At 57.6% G+C, this 20919-nt stretch carries 20 protein-coding genes; 10 read left to right on the top strand and 10 right to left on the bottom strand.

Annotated features, from left to right (window positions below; all coding sequences use genetic code 11):
- Positions 1-236: 236 nt before the first annotated feature.
- A complete protein-coding gene (locus tag HMPREF3098_RS02780; RefSeq protein ID WP_070433896.1) occupies positions 237-1802 on the top strand; it encodes an Abi family protein in 1566 nt (521 codons plus the stop codon).
- A gap of 282 nt (positions 1803-2084) precedes the next feature.
- A complete protein-coding gene (locus HMPREF3098_RS02775) occupies positions 2085-2456 on the top strand; it encodes a zinc ribbon domain-containing protein YjdM (RefSeq protein ID WP_070433895.1) in 372 nt (123 codons plus the stop codon).
- A gap of 57 nt (positions 2457-2513) precedes the next feature.
- Here the strand turns inward: HMPREF3098_RS02775 and HMPREF3098_RS02770 are convergent, their stop codons facing one another.
- Entirely contained in the window at positions 2514-3284 is a 771-nt protein-coding gene (locus tag HMPREF3098_RS02770) for a hypothetical protein (RefSeq protein ID WP_070433894.1), read from the bottom strand.
- 273 nt (positions 3285-3557) lie between these two features.
- On the opposite strand from HMPREF3098_RS02770, the gene HMPREF3098_RS02765 reads away from it, so the two are divergent.
- Entirely contained in the window at positions 3558-4067 is a 510-nt protein-coding gene (locus HMPREF3098_RS02765) for a 2'-5' RNA ligase family protein (protein WP_070433893.1), read from the top strand.
- Here HMPREF3098_RS02765 and HMPREF3098_RS02760 read toward each other — a convergent pair.
- Positions 4064-4999 carry a ZIP family metal transporter gene (locus tag HMPREF3098_RS02760; protein WP_070433892.1) on the bottom strand — a complete coding sequence of 312 codons (936 nt, stop codon included), beginning with the start codon at positions 4997-4999 and terminating at the stop codon, positions 4064-4066. The two genes, HMPREF3098_RS02765 and HMPREF3098_RS02760, sit on opposite strands and share 4 nt — an antisense overlap.
- A 56-nt stretch (positions 5000-5055) precedes the next feature.
- Between HMPREF3098_RS02760 and HMPREF3098_RS02755 the strand changes: the two genes are divergently transcribed.
- Positions 5056-5715, top strand: coding sequence for a hypothetical protein (locus HMPREF3098_RS02755; RefSeq protein ID WP_070433891.1), 660 nt, complete (start codon positions 5056-5058; stop codon positions 5713-5715).
- Between the two features lie 238 nt (positions 5716-5953).
- On the top strand, positions 5954-6283 hold the full coding sequence (locus HMPREF3098_RS02750) for a hypothetical protein (RefSeq protein WP_070433890.1): 330 nt from the start codon (positions 5954-5956) through the stop codon (positions 6281-6283).
- Between the two features lie 106 nt (positions 6284-6389).
- Here HMPREF3098_RS02750 and hemQ read toward each other — a convergent pair whose 3' ends face one another.
- Positions 6390-7094 carry a hydrogen peroxide-dependent heme synthase gene (hemQ, locus tag HMPREF3098_RS02745; protein ID WP_035115123.1) on the bottom strand — a complete coding sequence of 235 codons (705 nt, stop codon included), beginning with the start codon at positions 7092-7094 and terminating at the stop codon, positions 6390-6392.
- 180 nt (positions 7095-7274) lie between these two features.
- Here hemQ and HMPREF3098_RS02740 point away from each other — a divergent pair, with 180 nt between their 5' ends.
- Both HMPREF3098_RS02740 and HMPREF3098_RS02735 read left to right on the top strand, forming a co-directional pair.
- A complete protein-coding gene (locus tag HMPREF3098_RS02740) occupies positions 7275-7874 on the top strand; it encodes an antibiotic biosynthesis monooxygenase (RefSeq protein ID WP_070433889.1) in 600 nt (199 codons plus the stop codon).
- A 95-nt stretch (positions 7875-7969) separates the two neighbouring features.
- A complete protein-coding gene (locus HMPREF3098_RS02735; RefSeq protein WP_070433888.1) occupies positions 7970-8632 on the top strand; it encodes a hypothetical protein in 663 nt (220 codons plus the stop codon).
- A gap of 199 nt (positions 8633-8831) precedes the next feature.
- Here the strand turns inward: HMPREF3098_RS02735 and HMPREF3098_RS02730 are convergent, their stop codons facing one another.
- Complete coding sequence (locus tag HMPREF3098_RS02730; RefSeq protein WP_070433887.1) at positions 8832-9710, bottom strand: patatin-like phospholipase family protein; 879 nt, start codon at positions 9708-9710, stop codon at positions 8832-8834.
- A 33-nt stretch (positions 9711-9743) separates the two neighbouring features.
- Positions 9744-10679: a DUF808 domain-containing protein gene (locus tag HMPREF3098_RS02725; RefSeq protein WP_070433886.1), complete on the bottom strand. Its 936-nt coding sequence runs from the start codon at positions 10677-10679 to the stop codon at positions 9744-9746.
- A 325-nt stretch (positions 10680-11004) separates the two neighbouring features.
- On the opposite strand from HMPREF3098_RS02725, the gene HMPREF3098_RS02720 reads away from it, so the two are divergent.
- On the top strand, positions 11005-12048 hold the full coding sequence (locus HMPREF3098_RS02720; protein ID WP_168155978.1) for a cutinase family protein: 1044 nt from the start codon (positions 11005-11007) through the stop codon (positions 12046-12048).
- Between the two features lie 71 nt (positions 12049-12119).
- Here HMPREF3098_RS02720 and HMPREF3098_RS02715 read toward each other — a convergent pair whose 3' ends face one another.
- A complete protein-coding gene (locus HMPREF3098_RS02715; protein WP_070433884.1) occupies positions 12120-14081 on the bottom strand; it encodes a DUF2339 domain-containing protein in 1962 nt (653 codons plus the stop codon).
- Positions 14082-14084: 3 nt separating this feature from the next.
- Positions 14085-14786: a DUF4232 domain-containing protein gene (locus HMPREF3098_RS02710; RefSeq protein ID WP_070433883.1), complete on the bottom strand. Its 702-nt coding sequence runs from the start codon at positions 14784-14786 to the stop codon at positions 14085-14087.
- Between the two features lie 143 nt (positions 14787-14929).
- Between HMPREF3098_RS02710 and HMPREF3098_RS02705 the strand changes: the two genes are divergently transcribed.
- The gene (locus tag HMPREF3098_RS02705; RefSeq protein ID WP_070433882.1) at positions 14930-16099 is read left to right on the top strand and encodes an acyl-CoA dehydrogenase family protein; all 1170 of its coding nucleotides are present in this window, start codon (positions 14930-14932) and stop codon (positions 16097-16099) included.
- Between the two features lie 180 nt (positions 16100-16279).
- Here the strand turns inward: HMPREF3098_RS02705 and HMPREF3098_RS02700 are convergent, their stop codons facing one another.
- The 3 genes from HMPREF3098_RS02700 to HMPREF3098_RS02690 all read right to left on the bottom strand — a co-directional run bounded on the left by HMPREF3098_RS02700 (position 16280) and on the right by HMPREF3098_RS02690 (position 18584).
- Positions 16280-16921: an SDR family oxidoreductase gene (locus HMPREF3098_RS02700; protein ID WP_246815821.1), complete on the bottom strand. Its 642-nt coding sequence runs from the start codon at positions 16919-16921 to the stop codon at positions 16280-16282.
- A 96-nt stretch (positions 16922-17017) separates the two neighbouring features.
- A complete protein-coding gene (locus tag HMPREF3098_RS02695; RefSeq protein WP_070433881.1) occupies positions 17018-17581 on the bottom strand; it encodes a ribonuclease FAU-1 family protein in 564 nt (187 codons plus the stop codon).
- A gap of 304 nt (positions 17582-17885) precedes the next feature.
- A complete protein-coding gene (locus HMPREF3098_RS02690) occupies positions 17886-18584 on the bottom strand; it encodes an Rv1157c family protein (protein WP_070433880.1) in 699 nt (232 codons plus the stop codon).
- A 401-nt stretch (positions 18585-18985) separates the two neighbouring features.
- On the opposite strand from HMPREF3098_RS02690, the gene typA reads away from it, so the two are divergent.
- Positions 18986-20893 (top strand): translational GTPase TypA, encoded by a 1908-nt coding sequence (gene typA / locus HMPREF3098_RS02685; RefSeq protein ID WP_035115107.1) that lies wholly within the window; start codon positions 18986-18988, stop codon positions 20891-20893.
- Positions 20894-20919: the final 26 nt, after the last annotated feature.

The raw sequence follows: 20919 nt of genomic DNA, 5'->3' as shown, positions 1-20919 counted from the left end.
AGCCTTCCGGGCCAGGCTACTTACAGCGACTATCAGGTTTGGTTGTCGATGAATAAGCTTACGGCGCGGTGTCTCGCCGTTAACTGCCAGGTAGGGCTGACTCGCGTCTTTGACCTGAAGCGGGCTGAAGGTGTAGGCTTGAGACAACACGACAGGCCTGCTTCTCGCGACGAGACGCGGGTCTGTTCTTCTTTTGTCTTGCCGCCGGTGGCGGGGGACACGAGGGTGATGCTTGCGTGACGATTCCGGATAGTTCTTACGCGAAACCGTTTCTTACTGTCCCCGAACAGATTCGCCGACTACGTGAGCGCGGCATGGACTGTGGCGATGACGTGTATGCGTCCAGCATCTTGGAAAAATACGGATACTATCGGCTCTCGGGGTACTGGCACATCTACCGTGCCCGCCCTGCGCCTCCTGCATCCCGGTTCAATAGTGTTGGCCAAGAGATTCGTCTGGACACGTTCTTACCTGGGACCAGCCTCTCACATGTCGTGGCGCTTTATGAATTTGACCACGAGCTCCGAGTCAGGCTCGGGGATGCGCTCAGTATCATCGAGACGGCGTTCCGTTTTTTCATCGGTCACCGGCTCGGTCGGATTGACGCATTCGCGCACCGCGATCCTGAGGCACTGGGTGCAGTACGCGAAGTGAAACAGTGCCCGCTCTCCCTTGTGATGGGTGCAATTACACAGAGGACACCACATCCGCCCTTCGTACCGACCACCGCTTACCGCGAATGGCTCGAAGAATACGACCGCCACGAGAGGCGCGCGAGAGGAGACTTCGTCCTTCACTTTCGGGAGCATTACGGTCCTCACTTACCGATTTGGGTGGCGACGGAGGTGATGTCCTTCGGCCTGCTAAGCAACCTTTACAAATTAATGCGACAGAACGACCAGGAGATTCTCGCAGCGCGTTTCCAAGTTCACTCCGCCGATGGCCGTGGAGACCGCGGCGCACTGGCCAACTGGCTCAATTGCCTAAGAAATGTGCGGAACATTTGCGCACACTATGGCCGTGTGTGGAATCGCGCATTCGACGTCCTTATTGACGCGCCAGGGCAGGCGCGCAGAAGAAAAGAGGATTTCCTTGCTCCGCTCGTTGATAACGGGGTGAACAACAGGCTCTACGGTGTGCTTCTCGTCATGAGATACCTTATTTCGAGCATTGATCCTGATAACGGCAATGTCGTGGACCTAGCCAGCTATATCGAAGAGCAGTCCCGCCACCTTGGTTTCGGCATGGGGCAACTGGGATTCCCGGAAGACTGGAGGAAGAACCCTCTTTGGGATCGAGGCTTTGAAATCGACCGTGAACCAATGGTTGCAGCTAGTTTGCTCGACCGCGTCGAAACCCTCACTGCACCTCAAACTCGTGAATCTCTTACTTCTGCAGAGCCGAGGCCCACGGCTGAGCCTCGCACACCTGAACAGTGGGCAGCAGCCAAACGCGCGGCTCAGAAGGACCTTCTGCGAGCCTACCGCAAACACGACGTAGTCATTGAGGTTGAGTTAGGAAATTTGAGGTATTATCCGTCCTTCCAGTTCCGCGACGGAAAGATCATCGACGCCCTTGCTGAGATCAACAAAGAGCTCCTCTCCTCGTGCACACAATTGAATAGGACTGACAAAGCTAGGGCACTGCTGGACTGGTGGCAGACTCCACACCCAAACCTGACCAAGAACGCTAGCGGGTGCAACCAGTCGCCACTCCACCTGTTGGACCAGGTGCCGGAAGCACAGTTCGAGGCGATCGCTAAAGAGTCGGGCGCAGTGAAGACATGCAATCCGCCAGCGTAGGCGTGGCCTTTTCTTTTATCGAGCAACTGATGGACTAGTAATTAATGTAGGAATACTCACCGAGATGCTCGCAAGTCGTATGACGAATTCCTGATCAGCTCCATTTGATCGAGCCACGCTAGGTGGCGACAGATGAACGTTGCACACGTTACATTCCGACGAAATTCGATGGAATTCAAATTAACGTTTAGCGTTTCGGCCTGTTGTCGAGAGAATTCGCACCGAAGGCTGGCAGAATCCTAAGAAATAGTTCTTTTTACTTAACCCTTCCGGAGAAACCCTATGTCAGGCCTTGAAAACGTCGAGATCCCACCATGCCCAGAGTGTGCCAGCGAGTACACGTACGAATCCGGCGCTTCGATCGTCTGCCCAATGTGCAGCTATGAGTGGGTGCCAGGTGAGGCAGAAGAAGCTGCTGAAACCGAGGCTGCGGGATCTGTCATTAAGGATGCTGTGGGCAATGTACTGTCCGATGGCGATAGCGTTTCCATCATCAAGAGCCTGAAAGTCAAGGGTGGCAGCGACATCAAAATCGGCACCAAGGTCACGGGAATTCGGCTGCTGTCGGACCCGGTAAATGGCCACGATATTGAGGCTAAGGTTCCGGGAGCCGGACAGATGTACCTGAAATCAAGCGTGGTGAAAAAGGCGTAATTCCATCGCGTCATTCGGCTGCAGAATCACCTGATAAGAGGAAAACGTTCGGTCCAATTAACTGGGCAACTCGATCCTGCCGGGGCCAATGATGCCTCGAGCACGGCCGTTGATCTTAAGTTGAATGGCTTCACCACTTGCCTCCTCCACCAAAGTGAGTGGGGTACCACCACTATTCGGGGGTGCGATCGTCACCCCCTTTGAATCGCCGGGCGTGGTAGGCACTACTTTCGCCATTTGTGATCCCTGAGTGGTGCAATCCAGCGTGGTATTGCGACCGTTAAAAACGATGATTGGGCTTTGCGAAGCGGATGGAACACAGTCCGGTAAGTAGGAGAGCTGCGGGGCATCCTTCGTCATGCACCGCGCGTGGACTTCCCCCTGCCCGGTAGTGCTGTTTTTGTACCGTGTGACATCACACTTCACCGAAGATTTGCTGGACACGACCGTCTGAGTATCCACAAGCTCCAGTTGGCTGCCATTTGCCGGTTGTTTACTACCGCCAGTGGTGCGACCCGATGCTTGATGATCCGATTCGCCCTGCCTGTTGCCGAGCGTGGTTTGAGTATCCTTTGAATCGGATTGATTAGATGTTGGATCCGGCCTCTCCGCGGAATCGGTTTTCTCGCCGGACCGGTGGCCGTCCTGCGCCGAAGTAGGGGCGTTGGTGGGGGCCGACGAGGCGTCGGACATAGAAGAGGCCTCGGTTTGGGGTGAGCTGGCAGTTTGCGTGGTTGTGTCCTCCGACCCACACGCAGTCAGCGCTGCGGAAGCCAGGACAGCGCAGCCGAGGGCTGCGATCTTGTGAGTGAAATGTGGTCGGTGCATGATAGTGGTCCTCCAGCATTGAAAGATTCGGGACAAAAGGCGGGTCTTTTCGCTAGGAAAAAGTGCCTCACTTAGCCGAACGTTTGGAGTGGGGAAGTATTAACACCCGGCTTGCAGTGTTATCGGATTGTTGTAGCGGGTTAACCCACACGTTACGGAGAGGAAGGAGTCTTTCCCCGGTGAATGTAGCTTAGAATTGTAATCTCAACTGTGATAATAAAGCTGGAGTTATCGATTCGTGCCCTTATAGGGTGGGAGAGGAGGCACTAGTAATTGTCGGTCAGATCACCTGAAAATATCCTTTTGTACCTTCCACCGGAGCAAGAAGAGCAGGTGCGGGCGGTATTCGCCGATCTCGCGAAATTGGGATTGCCGCAGCAATTTCAACGGCCGCATATCACTCTCACATTTGCGCAGTCTATGAGCGCCGAGGCAGTCCAGGTGGCTGCGCAATTGTTGCCCGAAGTAATTCCGGCCGAATTCACCCGGGCTGGAACGGTCATCTTTGGAACCCGTAGCAAGCAGACGATCACGTGGTTGTTGGAAACATCGGATGAAATGCATCACGTGGCGCGCGAGATTTCAGCGGCCAATCCTGACGGCCGAGGGAAACAATGGATTCCCCACTTAACCGTGGGATTGCGTATCCCACGCGCCCAGGTTCCGGAGTATGTGGCTGGTCTGGAAAAAGTAACGCCAACGCGTTTCAAGCAACTCACTGCGGCACGGGCCGGGTGGTGGCGACCCAGTGTGCAGGAATACACGGCGTTGGCGGAAAGCTAAGCAAGCAGCGACAAACCCGCCGCCACAGCGAAGCCCATGACGGTAACCAGTCCGGCTGTGTTCCCGGCCTTTTCGCGGGCTTCAGGGATCAGCGAATCCACGAGCATCACCAGGAGGGCACCCGCCGCGAATCCATCGATCGCGCTGCGCATACCGCCTCCTACTGAATCGGCGAGCATGAATCCGCCAAAGGTGGCCAAGGTACATACCGCGGCTACACCGATCCACAGCCAGAAGATTGAGCTGCGCTTTACGCCGGCCTCGTGCATATCGTTCGAAGAGCCGATTGCCTCGGGAAGGTTCGAGATGAAGATTGCCACCAACAGCGCTGCGCTGATGCCCGAGCCACTTGCTAGACCCAAGCCCAATACGGCTTGTTCTGGAATCCCGTCAAGGAATGCGCCAACGGCGAGAGACGTTCCGCCTCCGCGCTTCTGGCGACCGTGTGGCGGCGCAACGGGCCCTGTGGGATCAGTTACCGTCGAACTCTCAGATTGTGCGCCGTGTGCGCTGTCAGTACCGTGCGAACCGTCCGCGCCCATCGTGCCCATCGCGCCCATCGTGCCCATCGCGCCCATCGCATCGAGTGCATCAACTGCACCGATTGCGTCATGCGAACCATGCGAACCATGCGAACCAGCCCGACCATGCCTCCGCGATGTACCGGAGTTAGGGGACGAACCCATCTGGGACACCAACCGGTCGGCCGTGAAGTACGTCAGTGCACCGACGGCCAACCCGATACCGACCGGCGCGGGCCCACCGATGTCGATTCCCTCTTCGGCGAGCTCGAAGGAGATACTCGCGACCAAAGCACCGCCACCTAGGGCTAGGACGGAGCCAATAAGTTTGTTCGGCCATTTACGCGCAAAGCCGAGGAGCGCACCGATGATCAGGGACGAAGCCGCAACAAAGCCCCAAATAATTGCCATAAGCATAAAACCTAGTGTGGCAGAAAATGGTGGAGATACTAGGTAACGTGAAGTGTATGAGCATTCGAGCACAGAAGTCCCATGACAACCGCGCTCGTTGGGCACGGCGGGACGTGGAAAAAACAATGATGAGAGTCGCCCTGAGTGGGGCTGTGGTGGCCGGGTTAGTGGCTTGTGCGCCTCAAAATGGGGAGGGGCAGCCAAGTCCTTCGGCCGCGGGGAACGAGGCCGATATTTCCCGTGCTGCACGCGCCAGCAACCAATTTGCGGGGGACAGTGGCCTTCCCACAGTGGATGCCAATGACTACGTGGTAAAGGATTCCTCGCTGAAGGAGGGCCGCACGGCCACGCGGTTTGCCAGCCCCGATCGAAAAATCAATTGTGAATTCCAGATTGATCGTTTCGCGTGCATCACCAAGCCCCATGGCCAGTGGCCTGCCGAGGCACGGAAGGAGGGCTTTGAACCTCACCAACCGCAAACGGTGGGTTGGTGGCCGGGCAAACTCGACGGGAAGGTGGAAACTTGGGTCACCCAAGGCGCTTGGCCCCGCGTAACCCCTGAAACTAAGGTACTGCCGAACGGGCAGTCAATTGCGATGCAGGCTCCAGGCGACAAGGGCACACGAATCACCTGTTCAAACCGCGATAACACTATGACCTGCTCCAATGGCGTGGCCGGGTTTACGGTGGGGGATAAGGGGCTGGAGCTACGTTAGACCGCCCAGCCACGGTAATTCAGGGCCTTCCAGAGGCCTTTTCTCTGTGCCTCCCCAAGGGCACTGACCCTCCTGGGGGCGATGGCTGGAAGTCAGCGGCGCCGCACAATTGAAGAATCAAGGTATCGTTTTTAATCGCAGGGCATTCTCGCCACACCACAACGCTCGGGATGCTTTGCCCCAATGCCCAACTTGTAGGCTTTGCCCCAATGCCCAACTTGTAGAAAGAAGTCACCACATGAGCCCAGATCGCAACGATAACGGCCACCACACGAGCGACCGTGCCTCTGCCACAGAGGTTGAGTTCATTTTTGTAGATCCTTTCCAGCCGCCGTTGAAGCACCGTGTGGTGAAGGGGCCTAAGGGGAGTGCGTTTGCCGTCGTGCAGCGTTTTGGGCAGCCCTCGGATACTGATGATGCACCGGAAATCGTGGATTTTTCCACCGACTTGGGTGAGGCTCGCGACCTAGTGATGCAGCGCATCGTTGCGGAGGCCAACCGCCCGGATACCGGCAACGACCTGTACATCACCCACGTTAAGCTGCGCCCTGCTGTGGCAAGTCTGTAGGTTTCGGACAGCACGCGGTTTTTTATACTCGACGCCAAAGGCAGCCCTCATTGAGAGGGCTGCCTTTCAAACGTTGTCAGTGGCGGCGCGGTGGTCCGTCGTACAGTTATGGCAGGGACTGGATGTACTCGGGGAGTTGATCAGTGATCAATTGGCCGGAGTAGAACGGGGTTTCCTCTGCAACGTGGCGGCGCGCGTCGGTGTAGCGCATTTTCCACATGAGATCGACGACATCCTCCATGGTGGGGGATTCGAAAGCCAACATCCACTCGTAGTCGCCCAAACCGAACGCGGGGATGGTGTTGGCGCGCACCATGTTGAATTGGCGGGCCTCCACACCGTGTTCCACCAGCATGCGACGGCGTTCCTTTTCATCCATGAGGTACCACTCGGGGGTACGTACGAATGGGTAAAGGCAGATCCAACGCTTGGGTTCAGGGTTGATCAGGAAATCAGGGACGTGGGATTGGTTGAACTCTGCTGGGCGGTGAAGTGCAGCATTGGACCGAACTGGTTCCGCTACCTTGCCCAAGTCGGTTTCGCGACGGAAAGCGCGGTAAAAAGCCTGGAGCTCAGCCAGATCTTCACTGTGTGTCCAAAACATGATGTCGGCTTCGGGGCGCAGGCCCGATACGTCGTACACACCGCGGATGGTGACCTTCGAATCCTCGTAGGAATCGAGGAATTCTTGAAACTGTTCAGCAATTGCTTGACGATCGCCATCTAGCGTGCCCGCGGGGATGCGGAATGCAGACCACATGGCATAAACCAAAGTGCTGTTCAACTTGTCGTAGTCGATCTTCTTTGACATAAGACCAACTCTAGCCCTACTAGCGGGAATACGGCTAACAGTATTGTGGCTGTGCCCGAGGGTTGCATTGTGGCTGTGCCCAAGGGCTGTGCGTATCGCGGTTGTTAGCGTTCGTGCTACTGGTTTGGGGCTCAGGCAGCCACCACGGCCGTGATTCATCGCAGTGCTAGTATCCCCCGTATGAATGAAGCCCAATCGGCAGATGACCACCAGGAAGAGTCCAGACCGGGATCCATCACCGTCCAAGTCCTCCGCGAGGTGGAGGGGCACGCGGGAGACAAAGTAGCCAAGTGGGTCCATGACGGACAGGCGGTCATGGCAAACTTCCCGGGTTACTTGGGATCGGGTTTTTTAAGGAATTCCCCCGGCAGCGAGCTATGGCGGATGATCTACCGTTTCGATAACAGTCAGGACTTGCAGCGGTGGGAGCAGTCACCGGAACGCGCTCGATGGGCTGAAGAGTTTTCAGACTTCGTGAAGAAGGAGGATTTCCATCACCTCACCGGCGTGGAAGGGTGGTTTGATACCGAAGCTTTCGAAAAGCCCTCGGCCGATTCCACCGCTCCGCCCCGGTGGAAACAGATGGTGGTCATCTTCCTTGGTTTCTATCCCATGACGATGGCGGCCAATTTACTTCTGAACCACTATCTTCCCACAGGGACGCCACTACCACTGAAGGTAACCCTGGCCGTTTTCGTGGTCATGCCCTTGATGGTGTACATAGTGTTGCCCTTCATGACGAAGCTCTTTCAACCGTGGCTGGAACAACCTCGACATTAAAAGGTGCCCTGCCGCAAGCCTTTTCGCCACCGAGCCACTTCGGATTCGGTTCTAATTAGGAAAAACTGATCCCGACCTTCCAAGGAAAAACAACGATGCTTCACGCTGCCAGCTACGCGCTGCTGGATTCCGTCAATGTTTTGCTCATTGGCGTGCTCTTCGCTGTCGCAGTTTTGCACGCCAAGACGGGTCGCTACGGAAAGATTGCCTTTTTACTGGTGCTCGGTGACTGGACGGGAGTTTTCCTGCTGGCGGTTCTGACGTACCTCCTGTTTGGAAATGTGGAAGACCAGGTGCGACACGTGTTGGAGTCGCCCATTTTTGCCGCGGTGTTGATCGGCATTGGTCTGTTGTCCGCAATCTTGACGTTCCGTGGGGGAGACCTAACGGAGATGATTAATCGCCTGGCCCGACCATTGCAGCGTGCATCATTCAAAACATTCACTTCGGGAATGACTTTGGGCGCTATTCAGTCCGCAACATCGGTACCGTTTTTTGCCGGTCTGGCGTACCTCACCACTACCGATCTGTCGTTCACGCTGAAAGCACTTGCATTGGTGCTTTACGCCTGCCTAGCACTCAGCTTGCCTGCGGTGACAGGCATTATTTTATGGCAGGTTCTGCGGCATCCGGAAAGCCGCTTGGCGGAATTCATCGATGGATTGCGATCTCACAAGGAGGCCTTGATCAAGTCCGCGGGTTACGTGGTAGCACTGATCTTGATCCTGATGGGCCTAGGCACGCTGATCGGCGGTTAGCTGTTTTCAAGTTCGGTGTGCTGGTCGAAGCGGTTCGCCGTCGCCAACTGGCCACGCTGATCGGCGGTTAGCTGTTTTCAAGTTCGGTGTGCTGGTCGAAGCGGTTCGCCGTCGCCAACTGGCCACGCTGATCGGCGGTTAGCTGTTGCCAAGCTCGGTGTGCTGGTCGAAGCGGCTAAGTTTTGCCAGCCTAGGTCGGTCAGTCCTGCAGGAATGCCATCCAGTCGTCCCATTCGCGGTGGGTTTGTTCCATTCCACTGCTCCACGAATCCATCAGGCGGGATAGCCGTCGTTCAGTGTTGCTGACACGCATGTTCTCGGGGTAGAACACCTTGGCCTGACCGGCTTGTTCCAATTCGGCAATGGTGTTGGCGGCCGCATTGTATTTATCGGGGCGGGCGATCATCGCTTCGGCTACCGCAGGGCGTTTCCGCAGAAGCTGGCGAACCAAGCGGGGGCTGCGCAGGGGAGGGCGCACATACCCTCGTGGCTTGGTGCGAAGAACTAGGAATTTTTCGAAGCCATCGCTGAGCGCGGCGTCGATAATAAGGCCACCAGAAGCGCCCAAAGCCCCGTCTACGTACTCCACCCCATCAACAAAGGGGACCGGCATGAGGCCGGGAAGGGTGGAGCTAGCGCGGACCCGCTTCATCAGACCCGGCAGATCGTGTACGTCATCGCGGCCCCAGTAGACCGTTTCGCCGTTGTCGGCGCGGGTGGCGCCAATGCGGAACGGGGTAGGGTTGGCGAGGAACGTCTCCCAATCAAAAGGTAAGTCGTTATCGGGCGCCCCGGCGGTTTCGTAGATGTACTCCGCATTGAAAAAGCCCGTGCCGCGCATCATGGAACGGATTCCACCAGTGCGAGGGTCCGCGCCGAATTCGACGAAGGATTCGCGGGTGCGTCGGGCATCACGGGAAAGGAAGTTGACCGTATGAGAGGCACCCGCGCTTATGCCACCAACCCAACCGAAATTGACCTCGTGCGTAATCAGTTCGTGAATACAGGCCGCGGTGTAGGAATTGCGCATCCCACCGCCTTCGATGACGAGGGCTACGTGGTTGGCATCGATTGACATGGCAGCGGGGCTCCTCTGCTTGGTGAGCTGGTTTTACTGGGCGGGCTCGGGGCCGGGGTGGGCCTTCTTATTCTTCTTGGGAATAAAGTGCACAATCAGAGCGACGATGGACCCGACGATGAGGCCCGTTAGTAAGCTAAAGAAGGTCTCTACCAGCCACGTCACCGCACCTCCGAGGTGGTGGACCGATTCCACGATATGGTGAACCGTGCCATAAGGCCAGTGCCAGCCGAGCTCATCGGCGCCCACCAGAAGGATGTGGCCACCAACCCACAGCATGGCAAAAGTGCCGATGATCGCAATGAGGGACAGCAGCTTTGGCATACCGGCGACCATCATACGGCCGATTTTCTGAGCTCCAGTGGAGTTCTTCTTGGCAAGGGCGAGACCCATGTCGTCGATCTTGACCAAAAGGCCCACAGCGCCGTAGACCACGAGGGTGATCAAAATGCCCACAACCACCAGTACCGCTGCGCGGATTCCGATGGTTTGATCGGAGACTTCGTTCAGCGAAATCACCATGATCTCAGCCGACAGGATGAAGTCGGTAGTGGTGGCACCGCGGACAATTGCATCCTCCGACTTTGCCCCTTCGTCTTCTTCCTCATGGCCACCCGTGAATTTCTCGATGACCTTTTCAGCACCTTCGAACGACAGGTACAGGCCACCAATCATCAACAGCGGCGTGAGGGCCCACGGTAGCAGCCAGCTGAGCAGCAAAATGATAGGGAGAATGATCAGCAGCTTGTTGCGCAAGCTGCCCTTAGTGATGCGCCAGATGATGGGCAACTCACGGGCAGGGGATACGCCCTCCACAAAGCGTGGAGTCACCGCAGCGTCGTCTACCACCACACCGGCGGCCTTAGCACTGGTACGGCCCGTCATGCTGGCGACGTCATCAGCGCTGGCCGCGGCCTTCTTTGCGATCAGTGCTACGTCGTCGAGAAGCGCAGCTAGTCCAAATGCCATTCGGTAGGCCTTTCGTAAAAATGTTGCTTATGGGCGACCCATTAAGGGGCGGCGCACCACCACGTGGTGACTGTGGATATGCGCGTTATGCGTTTGAGGCAAAGTTTACTTGGTGTTGTTGTTTTACTGCTGGTGTGGACGCCCTCACGCGCGTCGCATATAATCACTGCGGTTTTAAATTTATAAAGTATTGGACTCTCGAACCGACTGGCGTGGGACTACCCTGTCTGTTTGCGATCCCGCGCATCAGGCCGATCGAAGTCAATTGCTCCCGCCTGCCCTAAACGAGGCGGCGAGTACACGAGGAACAATGAGGTCACATACGGTGAACAAACTTACTCACACTGCTGCAGTGGCGGTTACAAAGCCAACTCAAGCTGTGAACTCACGTCGACAATCTTTCCGGGCAAAGGTCACCCGAGGCATGATCGCGGCGGTCGGTGCCACCGCAGTTATCACTGGAACCGTGGGTATGAATGTTTCTTCATCCACCGGTGCCACCGCGCAGGCCCAGCTACCGAGCCTGCCAGGGTTGCCCCTCAACCATGTTTCCATTGGGTCATCCCAGGTGGGTACGTCCTTGGCCCCTCGGGGGTGTGCACCGCATATCGTTGTTAATGTGCCCGGTGGAGCAAACACTGCGGCCAATCTTCCGGAAACCCTGCCTGTAGGAGCCTACACCGCAGAGGTGGGCTCCCAGCTGCGTGTGAATCACCCCGGAAAAGTGGTGGATCGGTATGCATCTTTCTCCTCGATCCCCGGTGGCGCCTACAGCTACGAGCAAACTCGGACGAACGGCTATCAAAAGGCACGGACCCTCATCGCGCGCGAGGCTGCTCATTGCCCGCAGGCCACGTTCAGCATCATTGGGTACTCCATGGGATCTGATATTGCCTCGCGAATCGTTAATGATATTGCGTATGGGCGCGGTCCCATTGCCGCTAATCGTTTGGATTCCGCCGTGATGATCGCCAACCCCAACCGCTCCGCGCACGGCGACGTTGCCCAGGCAGGTGGCGCTCCACGCACTGATGGCGCTTTCGGAGAGCTCAAGGGAGGGTATGGCAAACTCAATGACCGGGTGCTCGAGATTTGCCGCCGTGGTGATCTAGTTTGCGATACTCCACGGTCAGCTGCGCCGTTGACGAAGGCTTTTGCCCGCAGCGCAATCCTCACCGGTTTCTCCCCCTGGGCTCAGGCCAAGTCGACCATCGATCGCTTGGATCCGCGGGAACAAGCTGCGTTTTATGCAGGCATCCCTAACCTCATCGTGGGCCAGGGTATCCACGTGAACTACCAGGCGGTCAACGGTTCCGGTCTGGCCGTCCGCTACATCGATCGTCACTTGGGCACGGCAGGCGAAGACTAGCGCGATGAAAAGGGGCGAGCGAGCCACGTGCTAGTTCTCCGCACAGCCCCAGCGGGACGGCTTGTTTGCCGTTACTGTTGTACCGGCAGCAATGGCCCGATCGCTCCCTCGCCTAAGCACACACTGGTCCCCTCGGCCCCCTGCACTTCCAAGGCGATAGTTCCACCCACCCCATTAATCCGCACCCACTGCGTTTGGAGCTCCGTCCCAACGGGCACCGTGACCGCCCGCTTCGAGACTTCCGAAGCCGACTGTAAACCATTCGGCATACTGATCCGGACCTGCGCGTCCTGTGTCGCCGCCGCATTGAACTCCCACGTCCAATCCCCGAAAGGCAGTGGCTGATCCAGCACCACCACGCGCGGTTTACCCGCCGTAATGCGGGTTCCGCACTGGGGCTCAGTGCCCTTTTTATTCGACGCCACGCGCAGCACACCCGCGTCCACTAATCGTCCCGAATCGTCCACAACTTTAGGTTGCGTGGTATGCGTAGCCACTGGTACGCCCGCTATTGCGTTGATTGAATTGAACGGGTGCAAAAGCGGGGACAGCACATCGATTCGTGCTGGCTGGCTGAGTAAGGGGGAAAGCGTGCCCGCCCGCTGTGGATCCACCACCGTCTGGCGGAGATTTGCTAGGTATTCCCGCGTGGGATCATCCTGCCAAGTCATTGTCCAGGTCACAGTGGATATCGTGGCAGAAATGGCCAAGAACATCGCGGCCACAGAAAACCGGCGCCCTGTGGGGATTGCAGGGGGATGGTCGGAGGGGCGTCGGGAAGAAAGGGCAATCCCACCCAGCAATACCACCACGAGGGTGAAAGTCCACCAATCCGCGTAATAGTGGGGGGTGCGCGGGAGAAGATCCGTGGTGCCCGTACTAGTACGCGCCCGGACCATGACCACTAGGACCGCGGCCAAATAAGCGAAGCTGGCGCCCACAATCATTGCAAGGACGCGCATCGCGCGCCGGGTGCTTCGGGTGGAGTTGGAAAGCACTCGCCAAGCCAGGTAGAGCAACCCCGTCACGATCACGAGGAAGAGTGGCACAGCGATACCCAGCGCCAAGTCCGCGAAGGGTGAACCCGGATGCCATCGATCCCACACCCAGGGCCCGCCTATCATGCCAGGAAGAACAAGCGTGGCTAAGGCTTTCGGGACGGCAGTCGTGACGGCGAAGCCTTCGGAATCATCGTGGAATCCCGCGACGGAGAGGTACCAGGCGGCCCATGCAACAGTCAGCACCGCCGGGGCAATCGTGGCTCGCAGTAAGCGGGGTTGGCGCTGTACCTGGGCGCGCACCCACGTCACGGTGGCAATGATGGCGACGAGGCTGAGGGCTTTTTCGGTAAAGAGCAAAGCCGTTAATTGGATGCCGGTGAAAGCGATAGACAACGCCACGGTGCCGTTCTTCGTGCGCAGGCCAACAAGCAGGATTCCCACGGCGGCCAGTTGCCATGCCAACGCGTTGATCGCTGCCGACCACCATCCTGTGGCCGAGCTGAGGAATGGGGATACGCACGCGGCGGTGTAGACGATTAAGGCGAGGCCAGGAGAAGCGCCCCATTGGATGGCTCTCCGTGCGACGAGAAACCAACCGATGGCTAGCACAATCGTGAGCCCGAAAATGAGCACCGCGGGTACATGCCACGACAGGGGATCGGCCCGTGAAACCGCCAGTTGGAGCGCGCTGGTACCGGGCATGAGGTGGCCATCATAGGGAGTGAAAAGTCGCTCCGGGAGGGAAGCGTGGGCATCGGGGATTGTTTTGCCCAGAGCGGAGCGGAGCTGCTCGGCGGCGAATTGTGCGGAAGCTGGATCGGCGGGGGGAACACCGGGAACACCCGGTGGTGTGGCCAACGGGCTGTTTTCACCCATGGCTGAGGTGGGCTGACCTCCAACGGGGTTGAATCCTGAATAGAACGATGGGATGACCAAGTCATCCCAAAACAAGCCCCGCTGGGAAAGCTGAAACCCCCGTGCGCCCACAGTGAGAAGCGCAACGAGGGCCGCGACTAGGTAAAAAGAAGCCAAAGCTTACCTAGCGTTCGCCGTTCCCGGTGCCGGCTTGTAGGGCTGCACCGGCCGGATCTTCAGGGTCTCCACGTTGCCTTCACAACCGGTGGCCTTGAGTGGGACGTATGCGGCGAGGGTTTCTTCCGGCGGGTAAACGCGAACCCCGGTGGACTGCACGGGTGTGCAGGCATCTCCATGCAGCTCGGCACGGGTTATACCTAGGCTAGCCATTGCTTTTTCATCCGGGCGCAGCGCGACCGCCTCCGCGGGGATGCCCTCTTCGCGCTGAGCGGAACGGCCGATCTGGGAGCCGTTATTGTCTTTCACCAAGGACACGCCGGGGAAACCCTTGAGGGCACATTCCCTATTGGAGCGATTTTCAAAGACGATGTTGTAGTAGGAGGTGCCAGCTGCTCCCTGCTCGGGTGTCACCGTCACCTCCAGTTGGTTAGTCTTGCACAGCCCGTTGCTATCGGCGCTCGCGAGGGCTTTCTGCTTCGAATTTTGTTGCGAAGGGTCGCCGCTTTGGGTGCCACTTCCGTCAGCGCCCAGGTGGTCCGATGCGTTCGCGGCATTCGAGGGCTGAGAAGAATCAGAACCGTAGACGGTCGATCCCTGATCGTTCGATGGGTCATTCGCCCCACATGCGGCGAGTGATAGCGCCACTACAGAAAGTGATGCGACCCCGAGGGTACGAGCGGAGCGAAAGTGCAAAGGCTTCATGTTTACAACCGTATCGTGATTCCTCGGCCATGCCATAAAAATATGTGCCTTTTTGGGTAAGGATTCAATAACGATGTGAACGGGTGTGGTTACATTGAAATAGATCAATCACCGTAGAACACAGAAGCGAGGTTAACTGCGCGATGGGTTTCAATCCTGATTTCGACCTGTTCCGCCTGCCCGATGAGTACATCGAGTTGCGCCAGGCCATCCGCGAGCTGAGCGAGCAGCAAATTGCTCCACACGCCAAGGATGTCGACGAGAACGAACGGTTCCCTGAAGAGGCGCTAGAGGCTTTGAACGCTTCCGGTTTCAATGCCATTCACGTGCCCGATGAGTTCGGCGGCCAGGGTGGCGACTCCCTAGCCGCAGTTATTGTCATCGAGGAAGTTGCCCGCGTGTGTGGCTCCTCCTCCCTCATCCCAGCAGTGAATAAGCTTGGCACGATGGGCCTGATCCTGAACGGCTCCGATGAGTTGAAGAAGGAAGTTCTCCCATCCATAGCTAACGGCGAGATGGCTTCCTACGCGCTGACCGAGCGTGAAGCCGGTTCTGATGCCGCTGCGATGAAGACCCGCGCTGTCCGCGATGGCGATGAATGGGTCATCAACGGTTCCAAGTGCTTCATCACCAACGGCGGACGTTCTAGCTGGTACACCGTTATGGCTGTGACGGATCCAGAGGCCGGCGCGCGTGGGATCTCAGCCTTCATGGTTCACAAGGATGACGAAGGCTTCCGCGTTGGCGGTTTGGAGCACAAGCTGGGTATCAAGGGTTCCCCAACTGCCGAGCTGTACTTCGAGGATTGCCGCGTTCCTGCATCCCGCATGATCGGCGAAGAAGGCACCGGATTCAAGACTGCACTGCAGACCCTAGATCACACCCGCCCAACGATCGGCGCACAGGCTCTGGGTATTGCGCAGGGCGCGTTCGACGAGGCAGTGAAGTACGTCAAGGAGCGTAAGCAGTTCGGCAAATCCATTGCGGACTTCCAGAACACCCAGTTCATGCTGGCAGACATGAAGATGAAGATCGATGCTGCCCGCTTGATGATTTACACCGCGGCTTCCAACGCAGAGCGTGGCTTCGCGGAAGGTGGCGAGAAGCTGGGGCTTATGGCTGCAGGTTCCAAGGCCTTCGCATCTGATGTGGCGATGGAGGTCACTGTCGATGCCGTTCAGCTGCTCGGCGGTTACGGCTTCACCCGCGACTTCCCCGTTGAGCGCATGATGCGTGATGCGAAAATCACGCAAATCTACGAAGGCACCAACCAGATTTGCCGCATGGTGATGGGGCGCCAGATCCTCGGATAGCAGGTCACACCATCTTTTCGACGGCCACTGCGGAGGTTTCAATTCGCCACCGTAGGGGCCGTCGTTTTCGTTTCCTGCCCTCGGCATCACGAGTCAGACTGCCCGCAGCCTCTCGCGCTGTAAACCGCGTGGGTCCTGGTACCTAGTACCTAGTACCTATTAAAGCGCAGAGCTTAAGATCTAGAGCTCTGGGTTTAAAGCCGCGGCAATGGGGGTATCGCCTTCATTGAAATTGATCGCGCGTTCCACCGTGTCGTTATTGAACACCGCATGCGCAATGACGTTGGCGACTGTAGCTCGAGAAACGTTCGTGGCCTCGGACGCGTCGGCGTCAATAGAATCCCGTCCGTCGGTCTCGGTCAAAGTGCTGGGGCCGAGGATGGTCCACTGCAGGTTGGACTCTCGCAGTGCGGTGTCCGCCGCCGCCTTGGATTCGGCGTAGGCGAAGAAGGAGTGATCTTCAGGAACCCCGTGGTCTGGTCCAGCTCCGAAGTAAGAGACCATGACGTAGCGTTCAACGCCAGCCTTTTTGGCGGCTGCAATGGAGTTGATCGCTGCATCGCGGTCGATAGCGTATGTCCGCTCAGGGGAACCACCGCCGGCACCCGCGGACCAGATGACGGCATCGTGGCCCTTCAATAGGTCTGCGAATTGCTCAACGCTCAACTCGGTAACGTCCTGGATCTCGGGCTTGGCGCCGAGAGCTTCAATATCGGGCACGTGATGTGGATTCCGGATCGCGGAAGTGACGTCGTATCCCTCGTTCACGAGGAGGGGGGTAGCGAGCTGTGCCACTTTACCGTGGCCTCCAATAACAATTATTTATTTAGGCATGCCTCCAGCCATACGCTCGAGTTCGCTTTCTCGCAAGGACTGGTCCTGCTGACCAATCGACTTCCCTTGCCCGTGTCAGTACCGTTAGCTGGGGTTGTGGTTGTCGGTGTTCTGCGGCTTTGCTTCCCATACTGGCCATGTCATCACGACGCCCAAGCTCTCGATCCACCCAGCAAACCCCTGGGTCGAAATCCCATCGATCGCGGATTGCGTGGTGATCAGCGCCGTCGCAGCTTCCTTGGCGGTAATATAACCGGATTCCACCGCGGCACCTAGTTCATCTAGGTCCAGCAGATCCCAGGTGCCGTCGTTGTGACTGACCAAATCCACGTACAGGTCCCGCGTTGTCCACACGGCGCTGTCGTTCGTGCTTTCTTGAGTGATCAATGCGATATCAACGTATAGCTCTTGGGAGGGTTTGAATCCTTCGCGAAAGTGGAACCGACTGACCCGCAAATTGTTTTCCGGTAGCAACCATGATTCAAGGTAAGAGAAATCGGGATGATCGGCAACGCGTCCCATGTACAGGCAGCCATTGTTGACCTCGTAGCGATCCACGTGGCGCTGGTTGCCTTTTGGATCAATGTTGATCTGGTTGGCGATGTCGAACGTTTCAGTTTTTATGGGGTGAAGATCGATTTCATGCATGGTCTTCCTTCGTGCAGGTGGGGCATGATCTCAGTATGCGATCGCACTGTGGTGGGGTGTTCCTCGTGGGTGGTGCGGTGGCGTGCTGAGATTTTTGGAGCGGTGCCCACCACTGGTCGAGCGTGTGGCAGAGCTGAGGCTTAACCGTTGGTGCAGTATGCTGACATTTTTGGAGCGGTGCCCACCACTGGTCGAGCGTGTGGCAGAGCTGAGGCTTAACTGTCGGCGCAGCGTGCAAACAATTCTGGGGTACGCAAACGGGGCACTGGGGGTATAAACCCCAGCGCCCCTAGTGCAAAAGCCTCTAGCGAACGTTGATGATCGCAGCGGTGGGCAGGAACGAGCAGTGGGTGTTGCCAGATTCCTTCTCGTAGGTGGTTACGCCACCTTCCAGCAGAGCGAGAACGGTTCCGCGACCGGTTTTGGCTGCACCGTTAACCGTGGCAGGGCCATCGGGATTGATGCCGGTGTAACCGAGCTTGGTCATGCCGATTTTGCCGGTGTTGAGGTTGATCCAGCGTACGTTCATCGGGGCCTTTTGGTGCTTGGACACCGTGCCGGTTCCCAGGCCGGTGAAGACGAAGTTGACCTCGCCAGCTTTTACTCCTGGCAGTGGCAGCTTAGCGGGGCCAGGAACGGCCATTGCGGTGCCCACGGCCTTGTTCTTGCCGCCGATGCACTTACCGGAAACGGTTGGCCAGCCGAACTGTGTGAATGCTGGGCCACCCTGTGGCACCTTCACGCCTGGCTTGCCATCGCCGCGGAAGAAGCTCACGGCCTTGGCGATCTTCTCACGAACTTCCTTGGGAAGCTGCGGGTTCTTGGAAATCGCCTCAAGCTGGTTCAGCACGTGTGGGGCTGGTCGACCCAAGTTATCGATTGGGCTAGCGGAGCGCGCTACTTGAGCTTGAGCCGCGCTGGGAGTGATGACAGCGGGAGCTGCCAGTGCGCTCACGGCCGTCAGGGCAGCGAGGGCGCGACGTGAGTAGCGGGAGAGTGCCATGGTGAACCTTTCAAAAGGTGCTTCTCGTTACAGATTGTCAAAGATAGCAGTCACATTAGTCACATATGTCACATTTGTCACGTGCTAGTTTACTTTTGATTAGAATAGCACCTAAGACCAAATCGGAAGCAAAAACGAAAATATATCTTCGCATGTGAACTGCCGAAGGTGTTTCTGCTGGTCAGGAGGGCGTCGGTTAAAAATGGGGTGGAAGTAGTGGAGGGGTGAGGGTGGTGAAACGGCCGTGCCCACTGCGTAGATCTGGTGTTTGCGAGTAGGATTGAACAGTAATTTTTTCACGTCCGCATGCGCTATGTAGCGAAGTGCGGCATCGGGACCCGCTTTGCTGCACTCGACGCCACCGCGGGCCGACCCAAAATAGGACAGGAAGAATCGGATCTGTGTCTTTGACTGAATTCCGTAATGTTGCCATCGTCGCGCACGTCGACCACGGTAAGACCACCCTCGTGGACGCTATGCTCCACCAATCGGGCGCCTTCTCCTCCCACGGAGAAGTTGAAGAACGTGTGATGGACTCTGGTGACCTGGAAAAGGAAAAGGGCATCACCATCCTCGCCAAGAACACCGCCATCCGACGTGCGGGCGCTGGTAAAGATGGAACCGATCTGATCATTAACGTCATCGACACCCCGGGCCACGCCGACTTCGGCGGCGAAGTTGAGCGCGCGTTGTCCATGGTTGACGGCGTGGTTCTGCTGGTGGATGCATCCGAGGGGCCACTGCCGCAGACCCGTTTTGTGCTGGGCAAGGCCCTAGCTGCAAAGATGCCAGTGATCATTTGCGTGAACAAGACCGACCGTCCCGATGCCCGTATCGACGAGGTTGTCGAGGAATCCCAGGATCTGCTGCTGGAGCTGGCCTCCACCTTGGATGAAGATGCTGCAGAGGCCGCCGAGCAGCTGCTGGACCTGCCGGTTCTGTACACTTCCGGCCGCGAGGGTAAGGCATCTACGGACAACCCAGGCAACGGCAACGTGCCAGATTCTCCAGATCTGCAGCCACTGTTCGACGTGCTGTATGAAGTCCTGCCTGAACCAAGTGCGGACGTGGACGGGCCATTGCAGGCACACGTCACCAACTTGGACTCTTCCAGCTTCTTGGGGCGTATCGGACTGGTTCGTATCCACGCTGGCAAGCTGCGCAAGGGGCAGCAGGTGGCTTGGATTCACTACGACGAAGACGGTGTGGAGCACACCAAAACCGCCAAAATCGCAGAACTGCTGCGCACCGTTGGCGTGACCCGCGTGCCTGCCGAGGAGGTTATCGCGGGTGATATCGCTGCGATCTCCGGTATTGACGACATCATGATCGGCGATACTTTGGCCGATCCAGAAAACCCAGTTGCGTTGCCACGGATCACCGTGGACGAGCCCGCGATCTCCATGACGATCGGTGTGAACACCTCTCCCATGGCAGGTAAGGGAGGCGGAGATAAGCTGACTGCGCGTATGGTCAAGGCACGTTTGGATCAGGAACTGATTGGTAACGTTTCCCTGCGCGTGCTTCCTACCGAGCGCCCGGATGCGTGGGAAGTTCAGGGCCGCGGAGAGATGGCCCTATCCGTGCTCGTTGAAACCATGCGTCGCGAAGGCTTTGAGCTTACCGTGGGTAAGCCACAGGTGGTCACGAAGACCGTTGATGGTCAGCTGCAGGAGCCATACGAAAACCTCATCATCGACGTGCCGGAAGAGCACTTGGGCGCAATCACCCAACTGATGGCTGCCCGTAAGGGGCGCATGGAAGGCATGGACAACACCGGCACCGGCTGGGTGCGCATGCGCTTTGTGGTTCCCGCCCGTGGTCTCATCGGTTTCCGCACAGTGTTCATGACGGAAACCCGCGGTACGGGTATCGCCAACAGCTACTCCGCTGGCTACGAAGCATGGGCCGGTGAAATCAAGGACCGCGCTAGCGGTTCCCTCGTTGCCGATCGTTCGGGTCAGATTACGGCGTACGCATTGCAACAGCTGGCAGATCGCGGAACCTTCTTCGTGGAGCCAGGCGCCGAGGCTTACGAGGGCATGGTTGTTGGTGCCAATAACCGTGATGAAGATATGGACATTAACATCACCAAGGAAAAGAAGCTCACCAACATGCGTTCTGCTACAGCAGACGCTACTGTGACGCTGGCCAAGGCACGCAACCTCACCTTGGAAGAAGCGATGGAGTTCTGTGGCGTGGATGAGTGCGTAGAGGTCACCCCTGACGTCGTTCGCGTGCGCAAAACCATCCTCAACGCTACCGAGCGTGCGCGTGCTCGTTCCCGCGAAAAGCAGCGCAACAAGTAATTGCCCTGCCAAACCTCGCCATCTCG

The organism is Corynebacterium sp. HMSC28B08 (genome assembly GCF_001806865.1).
In the GTDB taxonomy this organism is placed as follows: Bacteria; Actinomycetota; Actinomycetes; order Mycobacteriales; family Mycobacteriaceae; genus Corynebacterium; species Corynebacterium auriscanis.
This window is presented reverse-complemented; position numbering and strand designations above follow the sequence as displayed.